Here is a 22,188-nt window from a genome sequence, read left to right on the forward strand (position 1 = left end):
ATCAGTTCACGATGCTTACGATATCCCCCCCTGATTCGTCAGATGAAATGAAGATGATTCCCTTATCCAGAAACCGCTTTTTTATTGCTGAAAAAACTCGGCGATCAAAGTTTAGATCTACGACCATCCTGTCACGCCACGTCTGAAGTGGACATTCCATCGCTTCACCAGCAAGTTCCAGAAGCTGCCCGTGTGCGAGCTTGTCGTTATCTGTCCGTAAAACCGGCCCAAATTCAGCTTCATTCTTCTCGCTCCCTTTCGTGAGAACAAGTGTAGAAAATGAATCTTCATGTCCATGCCGGCTAAAGCTAAACTGCTGTACATCAAATGCAAGTACATCGCCTAAACTGAAATCGCGCGACAATTTGGGGATAATGCGTCCGGATGATTCATCACTGCTTTTTTCGACTTTGTACGAGAAATCCACACTCGCTTCAATTGCAGAACTCCCGCGCACTCTGTCGAGATCACCCCTCCCAGTATGATGCAGTACCAATACTGCACAGTGAAACTCTCTTTTTAATCGCTCACAGCCAGCAAAGAACGCAGCCATGTCGTCTGCAGAATTCTCTTTTCCACCAGTTCCGAAATTTTTATTCAAAGTATCGATGACAATTAAGTCTGGCATCATTCCCTGAGCTCGAGATTGAGTAATGAGTTTATGAACTGCGCTAGGACTGCCAATCCCGATCGGCTCTGAGAGAGCAAAACTGCGCGGCGGCAATTCCTTTTCATGAAATACACTACATCCATGCACTCGGGTCAGGAACGCCCTTCGCCCCTCAGCAGCCAGATAGAGTACCCTGCCAAGGTTTACTTTATGCCCCATGAAATCCACTCCGGCAGCAACACAATATGCCATACTTACAGCAATAAATGTCTTGTAAGCTTTCGGCGGTGCGTAGAGCACTGCGATAGAATCCCGGGTTAGTATCTCTTCAATTAACCAATCAGGTTTTTCAAGCATAATTTCATCCAAGTAAACTATCGAATTCGAATCTCGATATTGCAGCTCATTCAGCCTCTCAAATAACCCATCAAGAACGATCTGCACATCACTTCCTCTATCAAGCTGCGCTGTAGAATCGGTTAAGTTCTCATACACCTTGCGAGCTTGCGCGAAGTCACGCACTTTCGACTCATAATACGCGTAAGTACTCAACGGATGCGCATTATCTGTCAGATACGCCAGATACGCACGCCCACCAGCATCGCTGAGCTCGCCTCTCACCTGCAGTCTTTCTGCCACTGATAAAATGGAAATCGGGGCTCCCTCGTGAGTGAGCTCAAGGATCGCCGCAGAAATTAATCTGTGTTTTCTATCAAGAAACTCATCTGATTGCAGTGATAATAGTCCCGCTTTACCTTCCACCAGCAGTGTACCCAGACAAACCTGCTCACACTCAAACATGAGAATTTCAGAAGCACTCATTTCGTGCCCCCTTCAGTTTTTCGAATACGATCAGCTGCCGCTTTTTGCCGAGCAGTTTCAGTTACAGAGGGCACCTTGTTCTGCTGCAGATACTTCTCTAAATCTGCTTTCGCAAATAAAACCCTCCGCCCGATTTTGTATTGGGGGATAATTTTCTGAGAACTCAGCTTGTAAACCGTGTACTTGCTTAAGCGCAAGTATTCTGCTGCCTCTTCTACACTGAAGTAGTGCTGCTCAATATGCGACTCTCCTTGAGCTCTTGTCCTTTCGTTCGTCATAGCGAACTCCTTCAAAAAAGAATTCGCCAGCCGGCTGACGTTGAGCTCAATTTAGCGTGATTTAGCTAGATTGACTTCAGCGATTTTTTCGCAACACTTAGCAGATTTTAGCAATTCATTCCAATTTTTTACCGGATTCGCCTATAATTTCCCGTTTGTAGTCGTTATACGCTTCAATCAGGTCTACTGTCTCCTGCGCGTGTTTGCGCTTAAATAACTGTCTTATTTTTTCAGGCGTCGCTGTTCCATATGGGAGAAATCTGTTTGCCACTGCTGGACGAAGATACAATCGCTTTGCAATAACAAAATTTTTCATGGAAACTTTGGAATTGCGAGGTATTTCAATATGCGTACGATGGTAAAGAATATGACCGCTATTCGGGAGATACTCTCGGAAAAATCTGGACATGCAGTTTATATTCCTTTCTTCAGCTGGTGTACCATCTTCCAAATGGTACTCAAAAGATTTCCACAACAACTCCACTTCATCACCAGATAGCAACTGGGGATTCATTTTATACTCCTCAGAAACCTGTCTTTCGCCCGGCAGATAAGTATTAATTTGTTCTAACAAAACCAAATGACGTTTTGAACGTCTAATCTTGTCATCCGAGAGAATTGTGATTGCCAAATTTTCCAGCTGATCATAATGTTCTTGTGCTTGTTTAACAGGATCTTCACTATTAGATTTCCCATCAAACAGAAGACGAATCAGATAATTAAAGTTGCTGAGCCAGAAACCATCATCTAAATCCTTTTGTGCCTTTGGACAAACGTTTTGCGCAAAATACCGATTTCGAAAAGCATGATATGCTTCTGCATAATCGGTACCATAGACAGCACCTGAAAAAGTCGTAAACCCAAAAGACTGATACCAACCTGGTCTAACTAGCGTTTCGTGATAGTTTCTAACCTCCATCCCTGCAGCTGAAGAGTATTTTTCAATTTTATTAAATGCGGGGCCCTTCATTTTTCGGAGAATTACAAACCCCATTACGGCATTTACTATTAAGTAAGCCATAAGATAGCCAGGAAGCGTCTCTGCAGACACTAAACCTTTACTGTTTAGCACCCATAGTATTGCGCCACCTAAGTAAACACTCCCAACTAAATAAAGCAGCAATCTCAATTCTCGTTTGGACACTAAACGTCCGCCCAAGCTGTCTATATACACCAAAATAGCAAACACAGGAAGTGCGCTGAACCCTATTAAACGGATAGTATGTTCAACAATGTCGTTACCAATCATCCTAACCTACCTCTTTGCAAATCCTCCAGTTTTTTCATAACAAAAATAAGTTTTCTTATACCGTTCCATCCATTCTGAATGGGTTACAGGTTTTGCATCTTCTACAGATCCTCAAATATACCATATAGACACAACTTAGACACAAACTATCAAGCACATCAGAGGTTTTTAGTTCGTCTAAATTGTATTCTGTGTAAAGGTAAATGTCTGTCTGTCAGATTTCTATATATAATAATGACAGACAGACACTTTCCACACTTTTTGTTAAAGCAACCCATCCGCAATAGCCGCTACATCCTGCAGATCATCCAAATGGTAGTAGGCTTCGGTCATCTGGTCGGATTGATGGCCGGTTAGAGCCTGCACCTTGAGCATGGGGATATTGGCATTTACAAGCTGGCTGTTAAAGAAGTGACGGGCTGAGTGAAAGGTAATAGACCGTTCTTTCCGTACGTCCTCGGGAATACCGATTTTCTGCAGCTGCTTGTAGAGGATCTTTTGTACAGCTTTTTGATCCAGCGGCTGGCCGGGAATTCGACCGGGAAACACCAGTGCATCTGGTGCGGTATTGGCCGACTTCTGCATAAGTGACAGTAGCCGGACAGAGGCTTTTGAAGGCAGGGGTACAATACGTGACTTGCCGCTTTTGGTTGTCTTCAGTCCAGTGGTGCGATCCCAGCTGTGTGCTACTTCTATATATGAACGGTCAGGATTAATGTGCACATAGCGGCGCATCAGCGCACGGATTTCGCCCAGACGCATGCCGGTTGCATAGGCCAGCATATTGATTACCAAATGATCCTCCGGCCAATCCGGCAGGGAAAAAAGCTGTTTAACCTGCAACGAGGTGAGTATAGTTTTTGACTTTTTTTCACCATATACCTTGTCTATGTGTGGAGCCTTGAATATGTACTCCCGGTGCTCGGCCCATTTCAGCACGATTCCCAGTGCCAACAGGATATGATTCACGGTGGATGGTGATAGTCCTTTCTGCATCAGTGTATCGCGAAACTTCTCAATCACACCACGCTTAATCGATTTCAGCTTCTTGCTGCCCAGGGCTGGTACTATGTGATTGTTCAGGTGGGCGACCTGGTTATTCAAATGTGTAGTGCCGATGCCTTTGCCGCGAGAGCGTTCATAGCGAGCATACTCTCCATCCTCATGGAAAAATCCACGACAGAATTCTGCCAGGGTTATGTTCTTTTTGGTAACCAGACCACCGCTATTGAGAAACTCGATTGCCCAGCGGGTAGCTGCAGTTTTATTGCTCTGTCCGGTACTTTTGGCTGTGGTGTAGCGTTCGTCATCCTCCAGCCAGAACTGGACGTAATAGACGTGACCCTTTTTGGTTGTGCGCTTCTGCAGTGAAAACGGCTGTCTGCTCATACCTGAATTTCCCCTTATTTAATACAGTAAGTGTAATAAAAATCTCAGGAAAAATCTCAGACCTAATTGAAAATTATATCGCCGATGCATAAAAAAAGTCTTACTCCTTATGGAGTAAGACTTTAAAACAGTCGGGCTGGGCGGATTCGAACCGCCGACCCCAAGTCCCCCAGACTTGTACGCTAAACCCCTGCGCTACAGCCCGTTGCGGGAAATGCTGTGCAGTTCCTGCAGGTGAGGAATCTACCATGAGGGGGGTGCTGCTGTCAATGCCGGGAGGGGTAAAATCAGGGTGGGAATGCAGGTTTGCTGCTTGGGTGTAACGGGGGTTTTGCCCTGAATTCGCGCTGGAAGTCAGGGCTGTTATGCGGTGAAGCGGAGTTCGGGAGCGGGCTTTACCAGAAAAGGAATCCGGACATTACGAGGGCGAACATTGCCATGCTGAAGAGCATGACGGGGTTCGTTTTGAAGATTTTCCGGCTTTCGGCGATCATTACGCTTTCGCGGATTGCTCCGAGCAGTATGTATGCCCCGGCGAATCCTGCGGCGCTGCCGGCTGCGGCGGCAGTGACGGTGGCGGGGTTGCTGTGTTGGGCAATCAGTAACTGTATGCCAAAGATGGGGGCGGCGGCGAGGACGGCCTTGGGCATTCCCAGCCATTCTCCTGACAGATCCCCGGATTTCAAGAGGGCTGCTATGATCACGATACTGACGGCAAGGTGTACGATCGGCTGAATCCACTGAGCTGCAATCGCTGAAACGGCGGATGCAGCCAGGGCACTGAAGAACAGGGCGATACCGAAGCGGAGTGCTGGCGCATAGGATGTGCGTGCTGTTCGGGGCAGTACCAGCGCGGCGAGTGCTCCGAACAGCCCCATAAAGACTGGATTTTCAATAAGCATTGAATCAAGAAATACTTTCACGGATTCATTCATGTTCTTCACTCCCCTTCCTGATCGAGCTTCGCTGTGCCTTCAGCAAAGCGACTATTCGTGCTGCGAGAACCATGGTTCCGGCTGTCAGGAATGCACCAATGGGTCCTGCCATAAAATCAGCAGGTATGGTGTAACTGCCTCCCGGCAGATATCCGAACAGTGTTCCGCGGCCCAGGAGTTCCCTGAAAATCCCTGCGATTATCATGGCTGCTCCGAAATACGCCCATACCCCTGCTGATTCCAGGGCGGAGACCTTACCGGCGACCCCGTAGAACACGATAGGTGATACCCCGGCTATCTGAAGGAATATGAGTGTGCCAGATGGAAGCGGCAGCAGATAGGGTATAATGCCGGCAAGTAACCAGGATGTTCCAAATCCGGCTGACAGCAATAAGGACCAGCGCAGCCACTTTGAATCGCGATCCACAAGCTTCAGAAGAAGAGACAGCAGACAGACTACCAGGGCTGCTGCTGCGCTCACGACAATGCCAGCGATTGCCGATATGGCGGTGCTGCTGCTGCCCGCCAGGGTGATCAAACCAAGTAATACTGCTTTTTCCAGTTGATGTTCAGCGTCCATGTTATATCTCCTCACTGTCCGAGTGCGTCGCGGATTGCTGCAATTATTCCCCGGCTTGAGCCGGTTGCGCCGGATACCGCGTCGACCTGCAGACTCTGCTGACTGATCACGGCATCGGCGATTCTTCCCAGAACGGGTTCACCAATGCCGGAGGTTTCTGAATGTGACAGCACTTCAATGGCTTCCAGCTTTCCTCCGCTGACACGCGCCTCGATCTCGATTCGTCCGCCATAACCCTGCCCGGAACCTCTGAAGCTTCCATCCTCTGCCAGATCAAGCCGTGGGCGGTCTGGTTCATCGGCTATCCTGAAGGATAGCGCCTCGCGGACTGCTTCGGCTGCTGCCCGTGAGGACACGGTTGCTCCGGAGATAGCATGCAGCTCTTCAACTACAATATCGGGATTGGCTGTACTTCGTCTCAGGAACTGATTAAGAAACGATGGCCTGCGGATCAGAGCACCGAGAGTGGCACTTTCATGATGATCGATGATCCGCATACCGATTACGCGCTCATCCATATCCAGGGCAGTGACCAGAGAGACATCGGTTCGATAGCCGGGGGCCGAGCTGTATACGAGATAGCCCAGGGCTTCGGTCTGTAGGTATATCTGCTCTACCTGTACACCTTCTCTACTGCTCTCATATCGATGGGCGTGCCGTGCCTCCGGAAAAAAGAGACGCATGTCATGACGGACGGTAGAATTAACATACCAGTCATCTGCAAACTCCCCGATGGACTGGCGGCTGCTTCCTGCCGCAAGGCCGATAAGCAGTATCACTGCTGCTGCGGCCAGGGCAGCAATCCGGCGGCGACGCTTTTTCACCTCTCCGAAAAAGGTGTCCACGAGCGTGGTATCAATCAAAGGGGTTACTCCGTTCATGAACAATATTGCAAAGGTTGTACCTTCGGGATACATAGTGTATTCACGCAACAGCACAGTCAGTACCCCACAGCCGATTCCGTACAGGCTCCGTGCACTGCGTCCGACCGGAGAGGTCACCATGTCTGTAGACATAAACAAAGCGGCGAACATTATGCTCCCGGAAAGAATGGTGTACAGGGGGTCGATTCCAAGCAGCAGGGCTGTCAGCATTGCCGCTCCGAGATAACCAACGGAGATCCGCCAGCCGACGTAGCCCCGGGCGAAGAGATAAACTGCCCCGATCAGCAGGGCGAGAACAGAGACCTCACCTATACTGCCCGGAACATTTCCCAGAAAAAGATCGATATACGATTCCGACATGGTTTCCAGCGGAGTCGCGGATGCGACGGCATCGTAATTCAGGGGACTGCGCCAGCCGGTCGATAATCCAGGGTAGGATAAAAGCAGCAGGGCACGTGCAACCAGGGCCGGATTGAATATGTTGTTTCCAATGCCTCCAAAGGCTTGTTTGGCAACGAAAACGATAATAACGGCACCGAAAAACGGAATCCACCAGGGAGATCCTGGTGCCAGTGTGAGTCCGAAAAGCATACCGGCCAGGAATGCGCTGCCGTCTCCCAGGGGTTCATTCAGGGAAAAACCGCCGGGAGCAAAGGGCCGCTCCAGTACAGCAGCTGCAATCGCAGAGGCAAAGATCAGGTACAATGAATAGGGACCAAAAAACAATGTTGCAGCAAAGACCAGCGGCAACAAGGCAACAGTGACCTCCCACATGCTGCGGCGTACAGAATCCCTGCTCTCGATGTGAGGCCCTGCGGTTCTAAGCTTTGGAATCATAATAATTCTCCTCGTTCATTTCCTCAGACCTTCCGGGATTCTGCTGCCAGGGCCTTACCCCGTCGCAGCCATTCCAACAGGGGACGTTTTGACGGACACACGAACTGACATGCCCCACAGAGAATACAGGCATCCACTCCTGCAGCAATAGCTTCCTCGGTCATATCATTATTCACAAAGGCAGTTATCCTGTTGGGTGGAAGATACATGGGGCAGACCTCAACACATTTCCCGCAGCGAATGCAGGCCATGTGAATACTTCCGGCATATTCATTTTCTGTCAGTAGCACAATCCCGCTGGTTGCTTTCGTAACAGGTATCGAAAAATTATCGATTCTCATTCCGGTCATAGGACCGCCCACAATCACTGCGGGTTCAGCTATAGCCATGCCTCCACAATCCTCGATTACATCCGAGATTGCAGTTCCCAGGGGGATAACAAGATTTCCGGGGTTATTGATCCCATAGCCGCTGACGGTAACGATGCGGTCGACGAGAACCTTTCCGGTATCTATTGCATCCGCTACGGCACACACGGTCTGCACATTGTTTACCAGGACTCCTACCGTAGAGGGCAATGCCCGCAATGGAACCTCACGATTCAGCACAGCCTTGATCAGATGTTTTTCGGCTCCATGGGGGTAGCGGGTATCCAGTGCCTGTACCTCGAGTGCAGGGTATTTTTTTGCTGTTTCACGCAAACTGGCCAGGGCTTCCGGTTTATTGATTTCGCATGCCACAAATCCCCGCTCGGCGCCAACTGTCCTTCTGACGATTTCAAGTCCACGGAATACCTTGTCGGCCTGTTCCTGCATTATCCGGTCATCTACTGTAATATAAGGCTCGCATTCCGCACCGTTCACAATAACTGTGTCTACTTTATCCTTCGTGGCAAGCTTGATGTGGGTGGGAAATGTGGCGCCTCCCAGCCCGACAACCCCGGCTTCTTCAACACGGGCCACAACAGCTGAGCGATAATCGTCGCCCTCCAGATCATCGAGCTGCAGCGGCTCCAGCCTCTGTTCGCTGGTATCCGAATGATCAACCTTGATACTGACAGCTGAAATAGCGGTCCCGTCCGGCAGGAGTGCATCCTCTATACCCTGCACCACACCGCAGACGCTGGAATGGACCCGGGCATGCAACCGTAGTGCTGTAATTCCAAGGGCCTGTCCGCGGACAACCCGGTCACCAGCCTTGACCACCGGATCGACAGCAACTCCAAGATGCTGTTTCAGGGGAATGAGAACCCTGTCCGGATAAGGCATGATCCTGATTGGCAGATGTGTGGTCATCCCCTTTTCTTCCGGCAGATGAGTTCCACCAATCGGAAATTTTTTTACACGTTCATTCATGATGTAAATATCCCTCCAGGGATCGAAGCTGAATCAGCAATGGCTTAGAAGCGTCCGATAATCACCTCATCCTCAGAAAGAATGCCTGCATCCACCAGAGCTCTCTGATAACTGGTTGATTCACGGGACATACGCACCGTAGCACCGGATATGCCATCGACCGAATTCTGCACCGTCCTGGTTGCACCGCTGACCACATCTACCCCGAACTGATTCTGCTCATTGATTCCATTGCGGTAGAGCTCTATGTCCCAGTTGACAAGCGAGCGGAGATCACGGGCATTCCGTCCGATGAGGTCACTGGCGATTGCATCGTAATTGCCTCTCCAGCCCCCAAGGCCAAAGTAGCCATAGCCTGCAGTTTTCTGTACCGGTCGACCGTTCGAAAACTCTATTCCTGTGGCTGCAAGAAAGGCTTCAATACTGGTATCGCCGTTCATGCCGGCAAAGGGTCCTCTATCTGTCAGCACATGGGAATAATCGTGGAAATCAAACAAATGCGCACCTTCAAGTTCAGACCATTGCGCGGGTGCCAGGAATGCTCCTCCAGCGGTTCTCACCACGGGTTTCAGGTAATCGCTTCCTATGCTCAGGTCAGAAAACGGACGTGTGTAATCGAATCCCGGAGGAAGTTTAACCTCGAATCGATATCGGGTTAATGGCTCAACGATAGTCACCGCTACGGTTTCATCCCCAGCTACAGCAGAAGAATACAGCGACATCATATTAACGGCAGAAATGGAAAACATGGAATCGGCAGCTGAATATTCCGAACCGAGCCCGGCTGATCCGGGGTCAACGGAAAAATCAACAGAAACAAGAGCATTCCCGCTTTGTCGCGTTGTCCAGAATCCATCGGCCTGCTGCCAGTAGCGCATGCTGGCATGTTGTATTACACCGTCTTCATCCAGTCTGAGAATGGTCTCTATAAATGCACCGGCATCTTCCAGACTTGTTCCGCGAGCTTCTCCTGACCAGGAATAGCCCACATGGTAGCCCTCGAAACCTTCGCTTCCGGAGCTTATTACAACCCGTTCCGGTTCACAACCGGAAAAAAGTAGTATCATCAGTAATCCCGTGAATGGAATAGCCTTAAATCTGCCGCTCATTTCTGCCTCCAATCTACTCAGTAATGTTTACAGATTAACACAGGTATTTTCATACCGTCAATTTTAATCGGTTAACCGGGTTAATTAGTTGGATTATCCAATTATTTCATTGACAGCAGGAAAAAACGCTCATAAAATCAAATTCAGGACAATTTTCACGAGCAAACAGGAGGAATATGTATGATCAGTTCCAGAAAACGTTATAGTGCCGCATCATTCATCGGTCTATTCGTACTTGTAATATCTATGATTGGAGGATGCGCCAGTATGGAGATCCAGGAGATCCAACCGATACCTGGGCGGCAGGTTTTTGTAAACCAGGAGGGCTACCACCCTATCCTGCCGAAGATTGCAGTTAGCAGTGCAGGCGGCAGCAGTTTCGAGATAATCGATCTGCGACACAATAACAGCGTCTATTCAGGCGAGTTGAGTGAGCGGATTGCCGACCCCATGTCAGGGAAGATGGTCCAGCAGGCAGATTTCAGTAGTTTCATGGAACCCGGCAGATACATTCTGCTTGTTGACGGACGCTATGCCAGCCTGCCCTTCGATATCAATGAGAATATTTTTCATGCGCCGCTTCTCAAGACCTTGCGCTCATATTCTCTGCAGCGTGCGAGCACTACTATACGAGATCCGCTCACGGGTTTGTCAATCAATGCTGGACATTTAAATGATCGGGAAGCGATTATCTACTTCAGCGACGATGTGGTGAACGCAGGCGATAGAATCGACGTCCACGGGGGTTGGTACGATGCCGGAGATTTCGGACGCTATATTCCACCAGCAGCTGTGACCACTGCACAGCTGCTTCTTACCTACGACAACAACCGGGACGCCTTTTATAAGGGGCAGATGGCATTTCCTCCGGGATTTGAATCCCCGGATGAGGAGATGCCGGACTTTCTCAAGGAAATAAGATTCAATCTGGAATGGATGCGCAGAATGCAGCGTGCTGACGGGGCTGTCTTTCACAAGACATCGGGAAGAGCCTGGCCCGGCATGATTGTTCCGGAAGATGACAGACAGGACCGTTATGTATACGGCCTTTCAACCTTCGGTACTGCTCAGTTTGCAGGAACCATGGCAATGGCAGCCCGAATTTACCGGCGTTACAATCTGAACTATTCTGATCAGCTGCTTGCAGCTGCTGAAGCAGCAATTCAATGGCTCATGGCCAATCCCGAACCGTTTTTCCGCTTCGATGAGAATCAGGATTCCGGCTCAGGTCCATACGGAAAACACAGCGATGCTGAAGAACGCTTCTGGGCAGCCGCCGAAATGCTTAGGACAACAGGCAACCGAATCTATAGTGATTATATTGTTTCGGAGCTTTCACATCTCTATGAAGAAAACAATCTGGATTTTGTGTCATGGGCAAACAGCATTGCATTCGGCTACTGGGCCTATGCTACTGCTCCCAATGGGGCCGACAGCTCAGTTCAGGAACGCATTCAACAGCACTTTATCAGCAAGGCAGATGAGATTCTCGAAGTAATTGCAAACGATGGTTTCAGAATTTCACTGACAGAGGATGAGTACACATGGGCATCTGCCAAGAATGCGGTTGCCAAGGGAAATCTGCTGCTGATGGCATACACCTTCGAGCCGAAGAATGATTATCTGCATGGTGCACTCGATCAACTTAACTATGTTATGGGCCGCAGCCCGACCGGGTACAGCTATATAACGGGTGTCGGCAGCATCTACCCGCAGCATCCGCATCACCGGATTATGGAGGCCACGGGCATTACTGTTCCCGGACTCCTGGTGGGCGGGCCGAACATCTTCGGCGGCGATCCTACTCTGGACCAGCTTTTGCGTGATCAGGACGTTGCTCCCGGCATGGCCTACATCGATACCCTGAATTCCTGGGCGACAAACGAGTACGCGATCGATTATACAGCCCCGGCAGTGTATGCCCTGGCATTCTTCAACTTTTTTGATTATGCACGATACCGTCCAACAACTGCGGAAGGAGATGAAGATGAGGGCGAGGAGGAAGAAATTCTATTGATCCAGCCAGGGGATTATGTTGCGGACTACAGTCAGCTCGAAGAACTCTGGGACACCTTTACCGACGGATCCTCTGTAATCGGTATTGAGGTGGCCAGTGATCCCGAAGGGAACCCTGCCCTGCGGATTGATTATGAACTCTTCGAACATGGCTGGCTTGGAGCAACCCTCACCAGCAATCAGGACTGGACCAGCGTCGAGGGTGTACGTTTCATGGTTCGTGCGGAGGCCGGACAGAACTACCGTTTTGAGTTTTCAAACTACGACCGTGGTCTTCACCAGATTCTGTATTCACCGGAGACATCGGACTGGCATGAACTGGTGATTCCTTTCAGCGATCTTCGGGTGCGAGGTGATTATCAGCACCCCGGTGTTCGACCGGATCCGGATTTTTCCAGGGATCCAGTCAGAGGTTTTACCATTTCTCCACTCAGCCATGCAACAGGCAGAGTTGAAATGGGACCGATAAGCGCTTACTGATAATCATATTCCGACTGCTGCAAAACGGCCGCCCTGCTTCTGAACAGGGTGGCCGTTTCTATAACTGGACAAATTGGAGCGGCACTCAGCGCAGTCTTGCGCCTATACTCAGAACAGCAAGATTCAGATTATTACTGGTATAACGAGGTTCCTGCCGACTCTGAGTCCATCGTTCACGTTCTCTCGCAGTACCATCTGAACCTCCACCTAGAGTCCGTAGGCTTACGTACACATCAGCCCGTTCATCGGGCGTGAAACCGACACGTAGAGATGCGTCGTAAAGCCAACCGATAACATCTACATCACGCAGATTCAGGTAGCGTACCGGTGCATAGAAGCCTTCTACTGTTCCCTCAAAAAACACACCATTATCGAAGCTTCTTCGAAGCGCAGAGGACAAAACCGGAACCAGTCCCAGATCCTGGGTAATGACCCTCGCATCTTCGGGTTCACCTTCACTGTTACGCTGGTATCCATCAAACACTATGGATGCATTCCGGATCTGCAGGGCAAGACCGGCTGCAAGCTGCCATTTTTCGTTTGTAATCAAGCGATAGCGGTAGGTCCCTCGATAAAAATCAAAGCCATACTGCAGATCGAGCGGAGTGTTATCTGCAAAGCGGACATCATCGATCTGAATACCATTGCTACGATCCACTCGTGTCCTGGTCTGCAGAGTCAAGGGCTGATACAAAAAACTGACCTCATGGCGTCCGCCGGCGAGAAGCTCAAGCTCATAGCGGGCATAAGGCAGCAGGATTTCCTGTCCACCGTTTACTACATAGTCGAACTCATAGCCACCCTCGCCAATCTGAATGGTATGGTATAGAGTTCTGATAACTCCCGACTCGGCCGTTGCACTGACATCCAGGATTTGGGCATGCAATACTCCGAATGTCCCAACCATAAAAACTAAAATGATCAAAAAGTGAGATCTTTTCATGAAATAACTCCTGAATACAATGTACGAATTCCACTACTGAAATGACAACAGAATAATGCAGAATATCTGTCTTACTCATAAGCTTATGCGCTTGACAACCTGCCGGTCAGTGACTATTCTGTGCCCATAGTTAGTTTAGGCAAACTTAATTTGCTATTACAGCCATCTTCTTTACAGCGGAGAGAGAGAGGTTACTTGAATGTCACTTATCCAACCATTAATAGCGACAGCCGAGAAACTGTTGGTGCAGTTTCCCTGGGCCATAAGATTCTATACCGGGCAGTATCGTGATATCGTTTCGCGTGAACTGGAAGCAGCTAATGTTTCTCCGGGCGATACCCTGCTTCAGATCGGATGTGGTTCCATTCCATTTACCGCCATCTACCTCGCTGAACTCAGCGATACCAACATAGTAGCAATTGATAACGATGCTTCGGCGGTACAGCGCGCGCGGAAGCTTGTTGCCTCACTGGGCCTTGAGAACAGAATCAGTATTGTGCACTGCGATGGAACTGAAATCGATGGTTCAGGCTGCAGCGCTGTGTTCATTGCCCTTCAGGCTCGTCCCAAATCAGTAATTCTCGAGAACCTGCGTAGGACCTGTCCTGCTGGGACACGCTTTATTTTCCGTTCTCCGGCGGAACGTTTCCAGACGCAATACGATTCCATACCGGGTATTGTTGCACTGTCACCCTGGGTGGAGCATGACATGCCGACATTCAAGAGATCATACGTCCATGTCGCGTCTTAAGGAAAAACTCTACTGCATTCCAATGAAAATGGAGCGCAGTTTGTGCTCAGGAAGAGCAGGCAGGCGCCTGTACAACAATCTGTTCTACCGCCGGATGATAGACAGAGAGATCTCGCGCAGCGGACTGCAGGCTGGTGCTCATGTCCTGCACATTGGTGCCGGCGCGGCGCCTTTTACGGCGGCCGGCCTGAGTGAGGCCGGTTTCCGGGTAACCGCAGTTGACTGCTGCCCGAATGCTGTCTGCAAGGCCAGGGAGTTCATGAATTCCTGGTGCAGCGGCGCAGTCGAACCCTGTTCCAGGCATATTGATTTCTGCCTGTCATCCGGAGAAACCCAGAATTACAGCTCCTATGATGCTGTCTGGATTTCCCTGCATGTACCGCAGGCCTCCGAGATTATCCAGAAAGTCCGCAGCCAGCATCCGGATGCGGTTATTGTCTGGAGGACCCCAGCAAACTGGCTGAGCTGGGCCTACTCACTGTCAGATTTCCCGGAGGCTGAATCGATCAGGCATTTCTGGGGAAACCACAGTCATATAATCAGTAATACCAGCGATACTTCGCTGGCAGAACTGCGGAAAGGAGACAGTGCTGTCTGCTGCTCGGTTCCACAGCACAGCGATCTCCCGAGTCTATCTATTCGGCCGGGCAAAACCCTGACCTACCTTGGCCAGGCAGCCTTCAATGGACCCTGTATTGTGTGTATTGGGTCCAGACGGATTGCTATCTGCCCTCAGCTTGCAGCCCATATCCGGGTAAGGAGAGAAATCGCGTGAAATTTTCCCGGGATTGTGACCGTTGCCACAGCTGCGGTCCCCGTCATTTCTTTTCAGGTTCAGACCTACCCAGGGTTTTACTTATGGGCATGCCGAATGTCGGCAAAAGTGTGCTGTTCGGGCGACTGACCGGTCTGAATGTGGCTGCTGCCAACTTTGCCGGCACTACTGTTGAATACACCAGCGGATCAAGCATTTTCGGGGCTTTCTCCTGTCATCTGCAGGATGTTCCGGGAGTCTACAGTCTCAAGGCTGCGAACCAGGCGGAACAGGTAGCCGTCAGTATGCTTGAGTCCGGCCCTGAGGCAGTCATACTCGTACTGGATGCCCTGAACCTCGAAGCCAGCATCGCCCTGCTGCTGCAGGTCAGGCGATTCGGAATTCCCATGATTGCAGCAATTAACCGGATTGATTTACTGGAAGACAAGCAGATTGACTACAGCCGGCTCCAGCAATCACTGCAGGGTGTTCCCTGTATTCCGGTATCAGCCCTGCTCAGCAGCGGTATTGAACACCTGAAACAGGAAACAGCACGGGTTCTGGCTGGTGAGTGCCAGCAGATTCTCATGCACGGTCACGAGGATGAACTGTTTGATTACGATCCATGGCCGGAGGCGGAGGAACTCTGCAGGCGTGTTCTAACAGTTGATATCGAGAATTCAGGTTTACAACCGGCAGCAGCCGCTGCCCGTGAACTGGACAGAAAGCTTGTCTCCCCGTTTCCCGGGATTCCAGTCGCCCTCGGGGTAATGGCCACCGTGTTCGCCATAGTTATTGGTGCAGGTATGGGAATACGGCGGTTCCTGCTACTGCCGATTCTCAGGGGATACCTCTTTCCCTTGATCACCGGAGGCGTGGGGGCCCTTCCGCTACCAATGGCAGTGGAAAATATTCTGATCGGTGAATACGGGGTGCTCATTAAAGGAATTGAATGGCCTTTTGCGCTGGTATTTCCCTATGTGATCAGTTTCTATGCAGCCTTTGCGCTGCTTGAGGATTCAGGCTACCTGCCCAGACTGGCAGTGCTTCTGGATGGTCTGTTCCGACGCATCGGCATTGGCGGCAGCAGTATCATTCCGCTGCTGCTAGGTTACGGCTGCGGTATTCCAGCAATTATGGCATCCCGGGCCCTTCCCTCACAGAAGCAGCGACTGATAGTTACCTGGCTGGTCTGCCTGGCTGTTCCCTGTGTATCCCAGACCGGGGCTTTTATCGCACTTCTGGCCGAACAGCATTTCATTCTGCTGCCGCTGCTCTTTTTAATCAGTTTTATGATTATGGCAGCTGCGGGTCTGGTACTCGACCGTATACTTCCCGGGGTCATACCGCCTATCGTGCTGGATCTTCCTCCTATGCTCCGACCTAACCGGGGAATCCTTGCCAAGAAAATTCTCATGCGTTGCCGGGGCTATATTGCTGACGGGGCTGCGCCAATGGCACTGGCGATACTAGGTGCGGCTATACTCTATGAGCTGCACATTCTGCACTGGATTGGCCGAGCCATGGAACCGCTGGTCAGTGGGCTGCTCAAGCTTCCCAGCGAGGCATCTGTGCCTCTGCTTCTGGGCATTATCCGGCGTGAGCTGACCGTACTGCCTCTACTGGATATGGATCTGAGCACGGTACAGCTCATGACTGGTTCAGTGGTCGCGCTTATGTATATCCCCTGTATTGCCATGGTGGTAACCACAGCACGCGAACTGGGAGTTAAAACTGCTATGGCTATTTTCGTCGGGACAACAGCCATAGCCTTTGCTCTGGGAGGGCTGACCGCGCATATTGGAGGAATCTTCTGGTAAAGCGAATGCTGCGACTGCTGAAAGTGCCTGGATTTTTTTTGATTGCTGTGCTGCTATACAGGGCAATTGGCCAGGCCGACCTGTCAGAATTTTCATCGACTCTCAGACAACTGCGACCAGGCAGTGTTGGCATACTTATTCTGCTGCAGATGACAAGTCTGTTGCTCGCTGCCTGTCTGTGGGCACGGATTATCAGCAGTTTATTGCCCGGAAAATTCCGGGGAATCAGGCATCTGTTCGAGATATTCCGGATCAATTCTGCAGCCTCGGTCATGGAGAGCATAACCCCCTCGTCCAAGCTCGGAGGAGAGGGTGTAAAGATTCTGCTTCTGCAGCGCTATACGGGAAACAACGCAGCAGGGATCGCGGGACTGGTTGCTATTCACAAGCTTATTATTCTGCTTCCCCTTATGCTGATAGCCTTGACTGTTATTCTGTCGGGTTTTCTGCTCGGGAACCCCAACCAGATGTTAGTGGAACTGATACCGGTGGAATCAGCGCTGCTGATAATCGGATTGGTGCTTCTGTTCGGAATTCTGCTTGTATTTCTGGCTGTATTCCTGCAGAGGCGTCTGCCGATGCTCGAGGATAAGCTTCACACACTCATCATTTTATCTCTGCTCATGTGGCTGCTGTATCCCCTGAAATACTACCTGGTTGCGGTGGCATATGGAATTGACATTCAATTCAGCAGCCTTGCATCGGCCACATTCATTGCCTATTTCGCCGGTCTTCTTCCGCTCACCCCCGGGGGGCTGGGCACATTCGAACTGAGCATGGCGCATGTACTTGCCATGAATGGTCTCAGTCTTTCAGAAGGTCTTTTGATAGCCGGAACCGGCAGGCTGATTACCTTCTGGTTTCCCCTGTTGATTTCGATTCTCTTTGCAGCTTCATATCTTCTGCCAGCAAAAAAACGGCAGCTGTGTGTCAGCTCAGCAACCGTTTACCAGAAAGCCGAATACCTATAAGCCCCAGCGGAGCCGTTATAACGATTGAAAGTACCGCAATCGCCAGAATGGTCTGTCCCTGTGCTAAACCGGCGGCAAGGGCTACACCTCCCAGGGCTGCCTGCACTGTGGCCTTGGGGGTATAGGCAATGACGCAGAACAGGCGCTCACGGCGATTCATGTTTGACGGCCAGGTCGCCAGAAAAACCCCGATTGAGCGCGCGGTAAGACCGATTCCTATGGCCAGCAGGGCCCGCAGTCCGGCGTCGAGGGCATAGCTGACCTCCAGAGACATGCCTATGAGAACGAAAAGCGCGATCTGGGCAAAAATCCAGATTTTACCGAGTTTGGATGCGATCTCGTGGGCAGCGGTTTCAGCCCTCTCGAGCAGGACAAATCCGAGAGTCATGACTCCAAGAAGCGCTGCCAGATGCAGCCAGTCACCAACCTGCACCAGAAAAACAGCTGATGCAGTCAGCAGCAATGCCTTTTCTGTTGCCCGTATTGCTTCATGGTGGCGTTTGAACCACCAGGCGATCAGAAATCCTGCAGCAGCACCAATTCCCAGACCACCAATCAGCGCAAGCGGTAAACCCGAAAGTGCAGAAAGTGTATTGCCCGCAGTCTCACTATCTACTCCTGTGCCCCCTGCTCCAGTGGCAAGTCCCAGAAAAACCGTAAACAGGGTAATAGACAGCACATCGTCAACCGAGGCACCAGCCAGGACGGTGGTAACTACACCATTCCGTGCACCCATACCCCGGCTCTTCAAATCAAGCATTGAAGGAACAACAACCGCTGGACTGACTGCAGCGATCATGAAAGCAGTCAGACCAGCTACCTCGAAGGGAAAGGCAAAGAGATACATGAATACCAGAGTAAGGGTTATACCCTCGAACAGACAGGGGATAAAGGCCATGAGCCCGGCCGAGAGTCCGGCAGTACGCAGCTCGGAACGACTGATCCCCAGACCTGCCCGCAGCAGAATAATGACCAGGGCCAGTGATTTGATGAAGGGCTCGATTTCCTTGAAGCCGAGGGGCCATGGATCAATCGCTATATAGCGTGCAAGCAAACCAAGGGCTATACCCCAGAGGGTCATTCCGAGAACAGCCGGTAATCGCAGACGCTCGAACAGACGCCCGCCAATCCAGCCACCGGCAAATATCGCAAAAAACAGTAATTCAAAGCTCATACTACCAGTATGGCTGGATCAGCTTCCGGAAATCAATATCCTGCCCGTTCCGTATTCTCGATTATATAGGATATTGAAGCCCGCAACAGTTTCTGCTCTCCGGCATCGAGGTCATAGCGCAAGCGGCCGTCCATGCCCGCATCGAGCACAATTCCCGACTCACCGATAAAATGCGGATAGCTGAAAGCAGCTTCTCTGAATCCATCAAAATCCTTGACTACTGCCGTGACCGGGAGTATGCGCCGCTCATCGCGGAGAACTGCCTGGGTAATAATTGCAACAGCCTGTGCCACGGCATAATAGGTTGAGCCCTTGGCCCGTATTATCTGCTGGGCTGCTCCTCTGACGTATTCGGTAGCTTCCTGCCGTAAATCCTCATCATTGCAGTCTTCAAGGCAGTCCCGGCAGAATTCCTGAACCCGCACACCTCCAAAGGTCACATTGGACCAGGCAGGGAATGAGGTTTCACCGTGTTCTCCGATTACATAGCCATGCACATTCTGTGGATTCACGCTGCATCGGCGGCTCAAAAAGGTTCTCAACCGGGATGAATCGATTACTGTACCTGATCCGATTACCTGGTTCGGCGGCAGACCACTCTCACGATATGCCACATACGTCAGCACATCCACGGGGTTGGTAACAATCAGAAGAACCCCATGAAAGCCGGATTTCATGAGATCGCCTACCATGCGTTTCATGAGCTTGACATTGCGGTCCATGAGTTCAACGCGGGACTCATCCGGTTTCTGCTTGGCACCTGCAGTAATAATGGCAATCTCGGCATCACCACAGGCCTCATAGCCGGCTGCATACAGATTCAGGGTACTCCCCAGCGACATGCCGTGCGAAATATCCAGAACCTCAGCTTCGGCTTTCTCACGGTTTATATCTACCAGGACCAGCTCGTTAGCCAGCCCCCGATTCGAGAGATTATAGGCAATCGTAGCACCGACCGAGCCGGCTCCGATTATTGCAATCTTGTTTTTTGTCATATTGATCCCCTTTGCTGAAAGCTACTGCGAGTCTGATCAGGAAGCAAATAGATGCTGAACCTATATCAGATCTTTTCTTCTTCTGAGGTGGGAATTACCGTGAACATCAGAATCGTTTTCAGACATACCAGCGCAATCAAGGCAATCCGAGCTGCAGTGGGCATTGATCCGAACACGGCATAAGAGCCAAGCACCAGCCAGGCTGATGTCAATGCGAAAAGCTTTGTTTTCATACTCAGGCCCCGCCCTTCCCTGAGATTACGCAGCAGGGGTCCCAGCTTCGGATGATTGTGTATCCAGCTATGCATGCGTGGACTGCTACGGGAAAAGGCAGCGCCTGACAACAGCAAAAACGGCGTTGTTGGAATGCCACGGACGACTACTGTTATCAGAGCAATACCAAGACAGACACTGCCGCCGCAAAACAGAACATACCGGCTGATTTTTCCCGGCTGACCAGGTCGCTGAAGAGGATACTGTGGAGGGTACTGCCCAGGTATCTGCCTGGGGGGCTGGTGATCCGGCTGCTGAGTAGCTTGACTCTTCATGGTTCAAGTATATACCTTCCTGCGAATGTTGACTGTCATATATGTTACGGAAGCCTAACTTTTTCAAGTACGCCTCTACATAATCAGCATTAATCCAGCCACCATGCAGATCTGGGCGACATAATACGTCGAAAGAATCCATAATTCATCCAGTGGAACAGCTCCACGAAATTCCTTCTGTGCGATTATACTGTCGGAGATAAATATCAGCCCTGTACCTGAGAGGAAGAGGAGCCGGGGCGGCATACCTGCCGTCTGTCCGGCTGCTGAAAGAAAAAAAGCAAAGGCGGCCAGCAAGAGATGCCCCAACATGAACATGTAGCACAGGACAGGAAGCTTCATATTTCGTGGTAGTTTATTCAACCTCAGATAGCTTATGGGAAGAATAATAGATAGGGGAATAATACTGAAGAAAGCCGCAGGCTGCAGCCCGGCAACCCTATGCAGGGCCAGTCCGTACAGACTGTAGGAAATAAAGAATCCGCATAAACCAGCCAGAAAAAACCAGCTGCGCTTCTGTGTGGAGAGCAGATAATCGGCAACAGCAGCGAAAACCAGGGACACCACAAACCAGGGTTTCAGCTCAGCCGCAAGACTGCTCGCTGTTACCGGCGTCAGCATGACAATCAGTAACAGAGACAGGGTGACTGCGATCTTCAGATACTCACGGTACTTGAAACCTTTCTGACCTGCATAGACCGCAGGGAACGAAAGACACAGGGGGAGCAAAAGAATCGTTAACCAAGTCATTACTTGAGTATAGTACAACCCGGTAAAATAGTTCCAGTTTACTGTTTGAACTCAGCAATTCAGGATGTGCGCCAAAATGCAGCACAATATAAGGCATTCACATGTCAAAAATCTCTAATCGACTTGGGAGCAACTACAGCAACATGGCAGATCTGCCATGTTGCTGTAGATACTTACACAGGACATAGAGATTTTTGGTTTTTACAACACAACTTTTCATGTACAGGCGCACATCCTGAATTGCTGGGTTAAACTCGGTCATCCGCTGTTTTTCTGTTTCAGATGCTTTTCGATACGTATCCAGGCAATTACCCTGTGGATTGCTGATATGCTGACCAGGACGCCGAAGAGCGCAAATAATCCGTAAGCCCAGGTCGGGACCAACAGAACCAGAGTAAAGAAGAAAATAGTTTCTGCTCCTTCAATCAAGCCCCGGGGCATTACCAGTGAGGTAGTTTTCTCCCCGCTGGCTCCACGTTTTTCGATAATCGCGGCAATGAACATCCAGGAGGCAGCGTTTACATAAAAGGATGCCAGCAGAAATGCGGTAAGCGGCCAGAGCATGAGGGAAGAATCAAGAATTGCCTGACTCGCGGCTGCCTGACCCACCGCAATTCCCAGAGGCAAGGCGGCATAGACCAGGAAGTCGGCCATAATGTCCAGGTAAGCCCCGAGATCGCTGCTGACATTCTGCTGTCTGGCCAGGGCCCCGTCCAGTCCGTCAAACACTCGATTCAAGAGCCACAGAACCAGGGCTGCCGGCCACAGGCCGAATCCGGCGCAGACAGCTGCTGCCAGGCCCAGGATGCAGCCGGCAAAGGTGACCGGTAAAGCCGTCAGTCCGATTCGGCCCGCCAGGACAACCAGAGGCTGAATTGCAATGTCCTTTAACCTGCGTAGTGAAGTATCAAACACATGAACTCCTTTTACTGTGAGTA

Annotated in this window: 20 protein-coding genes and 1 tRNA gene; 5 read left to right on the forward strand and 16 right to left on the reverse strand. The window is 50.6% G+C overall.

Annotated elements, in window-relative coordinates:
- Nucleotide 1: 1 nt before the first annotated feature.
- From ACYQ2L_RS15270 to ACYQ2L_RS15315, 10 genes are all read right to left on the reverse strand, one after another.
- The gene (locus ACYQ2L_RS15270) at nt 2-1,432 is read right to left on the reverse strand and encodes an AAA family ATPase (protein ID WP_460057505.1); all 1,431 of its coding nucleotides are present in this window, start codon (nt 1,430-1,432) and stop codon (nt 2-4) included.
- A complete protein-coding gene (locus ACYQ2L_RS15275) occupies nt 1,429-1,710 on the reverse strand; it encodes a helix-turn-helix domain-containing protein (RefSeq protein WP_460057508.1) in 282 nt (93 codons plus the stop codon). Before ACYQ2L_RS15275 ends, ACYQ2L_RS15270 begins: the two co-directional genes overlap by 4 nt.
- Before the next feature lie 115 nt (nt 1,711-1,825).
- Complete coding sequence (locus tag ACYQ2L_RS15280; protein ID WP_460057510.1) at nt 1,826-2,959, reverse strand: hypothetical protein; 1,134 nt, start codon at nt 2,957-2,959, stop codon at nt 1,826-1,828.
- Nucleotides 2,960-3,223: 264 nt separating this feature from the next.
- Nucleotides 3,224-4,348, reverse strand: coding sequence for a tyrosine-type recombinase/integrase (locus tag ACYQ2L_RS15285; protein WP_460057513.1), 1,125 nt, complete (start codon nt 4,346-4,348; stop codon nt 3,224-3,226).
- 131 nt (nt 4,349-4,479) lie between these two features.
- Nucleotides 4,480-4,553, reverse strand: a tRNA-Pro gene (locus ACYQ2L_RS15290).
- A 190-nt stretch (nt 4,554-4,743) separates the two neighbouring features.
- A complete protein-coding gene (locus ACYQ2L_RS15295) occupies nt 4,744-5,283 on the reverse strand; it encodes an Rnf-Nqr domain containing protein (RefSeq protein WP_460057516.1) in 540 nt (179 codons plus the stop codon).
- Complete coding sequence (locus tag ACYQ2L_RS15300; protein ID WP_460057518.1) at nt 5,276-5,863, reverse strand: hypothetical protein; 588 nt, start codon at nt 5,861-5,863, stop codon at nt 5,276-5,278. The genes ACYQ2L_RS15295 and ACYQ2L_RS15300 overlap by 8 nt, the downstream gene beginning before the upstream one ends.
- 11 nt (nt 5,864-5,874) lie before the next feature.
- The gene (locus ACYQ2L_RS15305) at nt 5,875-7,584 is read right to left on the reverse strand and encodes an RnfABCDGE type electron transport complex subunit D (protein ID WP_460057521.1); all 1,710 of its coding nucleotides are present in this window, start codon (nt 7,582-7,584) and stop codon (nt 5,875-5,877) included.
- A 23-nt stretch (nt 7,585-7,607) separates the two neighbouring features.
- On the reverse strand, nt 7,608-8,939 hold the full coding sequence (gene rsxC / locus ACYQ2L_RS15310; protein ID WP_460057523.1) for an electron transport complex subunit RsxC: 1,332 nt from the start codon (nt 8,937-8,939) through the stop codon (nt 7,608-7,610).
- Between the two features lie 44 nt (nt 8,940-8,983).
- The gene (locus tag ACYQ2L_RS15315; protein ID WP_460057525.1) at nt 8,984-10,048 is read right to left on the reverse strand and encodes a hypothetical protein; all 1,065 of its coding nucleotides are present in this window, start codon (nt 10,046-10,048) and stop codon (nt 8,984-8,986) included.
- A 180-nt stretch (nt 10,049-10,228) separates the two neighbouring features.
- On the opposite strand from ACYQ2L_RS15315, the gene ACYQ2L_RS15320 reads away from it, so the two are divergent.
- The gene (locus ACYQ2L_RS15320; protein WP_460057527.1) at nt 10,229-12,544 is read left to right on the forward strand and encodes a glycoside hydrolase family 9 protein; all 2,316 of its coding nucleotides are present in this window, start codon (nt 10,229-10,231) and stop codon (nt 12,542-12,544) included.
- Between the two features lie 85 nt (nt 12,545-12,629).
- Here ACYQ2L_RS15320 and ACYQ2L_RS15325 read toward each other — a convergent pair whose 3' ends face one another.
- The gene (locus ACYQ2L_RS15325; RefSeq protein WP_460057529.1) at nt 12,630-13,487 is read right to left on the reverse strand and encodes a hypothetical protein; all 858 of its coding nucleotides are present in this window, start codon (nt 13,485-13,487) and stop codon (nt 12,630-12,632) included.
- Between the two features lie 199 nt (nt 13,488-13,686).
- Here ACYQ2L_RS15325 and ACYQ2L_RS15330 point away from each other — a divergent pair, with 199 nt between their 5' ends.
- The 4 genes from ACYQ2L_RS15330 to ACYQ2L_RS15345 are packed head-to-tail and all read left to right on the forward strand — an operon-like array spanning nt 13,687 to nt 17,783.
- Complete coding sequence (locus tag ACYQ2L_RS15330; protein ID WP_460057531.1) at nt 13,687-14,238, forward strand: SAM-dependent methyltransferase; 552 nt, start codon at nt 13,687-13,689, stop codon at nt 14,236-14,238.
- Entirely contained in the window at nt 14,225-15,013 is a 789-nt protein-coding gene (locus tag ACYQ2L_RS15335) for a FeoA domain-containing protein (protein WP_460057533.1), read from the forward strand. The genes ACYQ2L_RS15330 and ACYQ2L_RS15335 overlap by 14 nt, the downstream gene beginning before the upstream one ends.
- Nucleotides 15,010-16,812, forward strand: coding sequence for a FeoB small GTPase domain-containing protein (locus ACYQ2L_RS15340; RefSeq protein ID WP_460057535.1), 1,803 nt, complete (start codon nt 15,010-15,012; stop codon nt 16,810-16,812). The genes ACYQ2L_RS15335 and ACYQ2L_RS15340 overlap by 4 nt, the downstream gene beginning before the upstream one ends.
- A gap of 5 nt (nt 16,813-16,817) precedes the next feature.
- Nucleotides 16,818-17,783, forward strand: a complete 966-nt coding sequence (locus tag ACYQ2L_RS15345; protein WP_460057537.1) for a lysylphosphatidylglycerol synthase transmembrane domain-containing protein — start codon at nt 16,818-16,820, stop codon at nt 17,781-17,783.
- Here the strand turns inward: ACYQ2L_RS15345 and ACYQ2L_RS15350 are convergent.
- From ACYQ2L_RS15350 to ACYQ2L_RS15370, 5 genes are all read right to left on the reverse strand, one after another.
- On the reverse strand, nt 17,743-18,957 hold the full coding sequence (locus ACYQ2L_RS15350) for a cation:proton antiporter domain-containing protein (protein ID WP_460057539.1): 1,215 nt from the start codon (nt 18,955-18,957) through the stop codon (nt 17,743-17,745). The two genes, ACYQ2L_RS15345 and ACYQ2L_RS15350, sit on opposite strands and share 41 nt — an antisense overlap.
- Nucleotides 18,958-18,989: 32 nt before the next feature.
- A complete protein-coding gene (locus ACYQ2L_RS15355; protein WP_460057542.1) occupies nt 18,990-19,952 on the reverse strand; it encodes an L-lactate dehydrogenase in 963 nt (320 codons plus the stop codon).
- A gap of 65 nt (nt 19,953-20,017) precedes the next feature.
- Complete coding sequence (locus tag ACYQ2L_RS15360; RefSeq protein ID WP_460057544.1) at nt 20,018-20,500, reverse strand: YbaN family protein; 483 nt, start codon at nt 20,498-20,500, stop codon at nt 20,018-20,020.
- 75 nt (nt 20,501-20,575) lie between these two features.
- The gene (locus ACYQ2L_RS15365; RefSeq protein WP_460057546.1) at nt 20,576-21,250 is read right to left on the reverse strand and encodes a lysoplasmalogenase family protein; all 675 of its coding nucleotides are present in this window, start codon (nt 21,248-21,250) and stop codon (nt 20,576-20,578) included.
- Between the two features lie 258 nt (nt 21,251-21,508).
- Nucleotides 21,509-22,165: a CDP-alcohol phosphatidyltransferase family protein gene (locus tag ACYQ2L_RS15370; RefSeq protein WP_460057548.1), complete on the reverse strand. Its 657-nt coding sequence runs from the start codon at nt 22,163-22,165 to the stop codon at nt 21,509-21,511.
- Nucleotides 22,166-22,188 lie beyond the last annotated feature (23 nt).

It is taken from the genome of Spirochaeta dissipatitropha (assembly GCF_054657935.1).

Excerpts from the sequence above, each read along its gene's own strand:
- ACYQ2L_RS15345 (WP_460057537.1), top strand. The coding sequence starts at position 16,818 with ATGCTGCGACTGCTGAAAGTGCCTGGATTTTTTTTGATTGCTGTGCTG.
- ACYQ2L_RS15350 (WP_460057539.1), bottom strand. The coding sequence starts at position 18,957 with ATGAGCTTTGAATTACTGTTTTTTGCGATATTTGCCGGTGGCTGGATT.
- ACYQ2L_RS15355 (WP_460057542.1), bottom strand. The coding sequence starts at position 19,952 with ATGACAAAAAACAAGATTGCAATAATCGGAGCCGGCTCGGTCGGTGCT.
- rsxC (WP_460057523.1), bottom strand. The coding sequence starts at position 8,939 with ATGAATGAACGTGTAAAAAAATTTCCGATTGGTGGAACTCATCTGCCG.
- ACYQ2L_RS15285 (WP_460057513.1), bottom strand. The coding sequence starts at position 4,348 with ATGAGCAGACAGCCGTTTTCACTGCAGAAGCGCACAACCAAAAAGGGT.
- ACYQ2L_RS15300 (WP_460057518.1), bottom strand. The coding sequence starts at position 5,863 with ATGGACGCTGAACATCAACTGGAAAAAGCAGTATTACTTGGTTTGATC.
- ACYQ2L_RS15280 (WP_460057510.1), bottom strand. The coding sequence starts at position 2,959 with ATGATTGGTAACGACATTGTTGAACATACTATCCGTTTAATAGGGTTC.
- ACYQ2L_RS15305 (WP_460057521.1), bottom strand. The coding sequence starts at position 7,584 with ATGATTCCAAAGCTTAGAACCGCAGGGCCTCACATCGAGAGCAGGGAT.
- ACYQ2L_RS15335 (WP_460057533.1), top strand. The coding sequence starts at position 14,225 with ATGTCGCGTCTTAAGGAAAAACTCTACTGCATTCCAATGAAAATGGAG.
- ACYQ2L_RS15270 (WP_460057505.1), bottom strand. The coding sequence starts at position 1,432 with ATGAGTGCTTCTGAAATTCTCATGTTTGAGTGTGAGCAGGTTTGTCTG.
- ACYQ2L_RS15360 (WP_460057544.1), bottom strand. The coding sequence starts at position 20,500 with ATGAAGAGTCAAGCTACTCAGCAGCCGGATCACCAGCCCCCCAGGCAG.
- ACYQ2L_RS15365 (WP_460057546.1), bottom strand. The coding sequence starts at position 21,250 with ATGACTTGGTTAACGATTCTTTTGCTCCCCCTGTGTCTTTCGTTCCCT.
- ACYQ2L_RS15320 (WP_460057527.1), top strand. The coding sequence starts at position 10,229 with ATGATCAGTTCCAGAAAACGTTATAGTGCCGCATCATTCATCGGTCTA.
- ACYQ2L_RS15325 (WP_460057529.1), bottom strand. The coding sequence starts at position 13,487 with ATGAAAAGATCTCACTTTTTGATCATTTTAGTTTTTATGGTTGGGACA.
- ACYQ2L_RS15295 (WP_460057516.1), bottom strand. The coding sequence starts at position 5,283 with ATGAATGAATCCGTGAAAGTATTTCTTGATTCAATGCTTATTGAAAAT.
- ACYQ2L_RS15330 (WP_460057531.1), top strand. The coding sequence starts at position 13,687 with ATGTCACTTATCCAACCATTAATAGCGACAGCCGAGAAACTGTTGGTG.
- ACYQ2L_RS15315 (WP_460057525.1), bottom strand. The coding sequence starts at position 10,048 with ATGAGCGGCAGATTTAAGGCTATTCCATTCACGGGATTACTGATGATA.
- ACYQ2L_RS15275 (WP_460057508.1), bottom strand. The coding sequence starts at position 1,710 with ATGACGAACGAAAGGACAAGAGCTCAAGGAGAGTCGCATATTGAGCAG.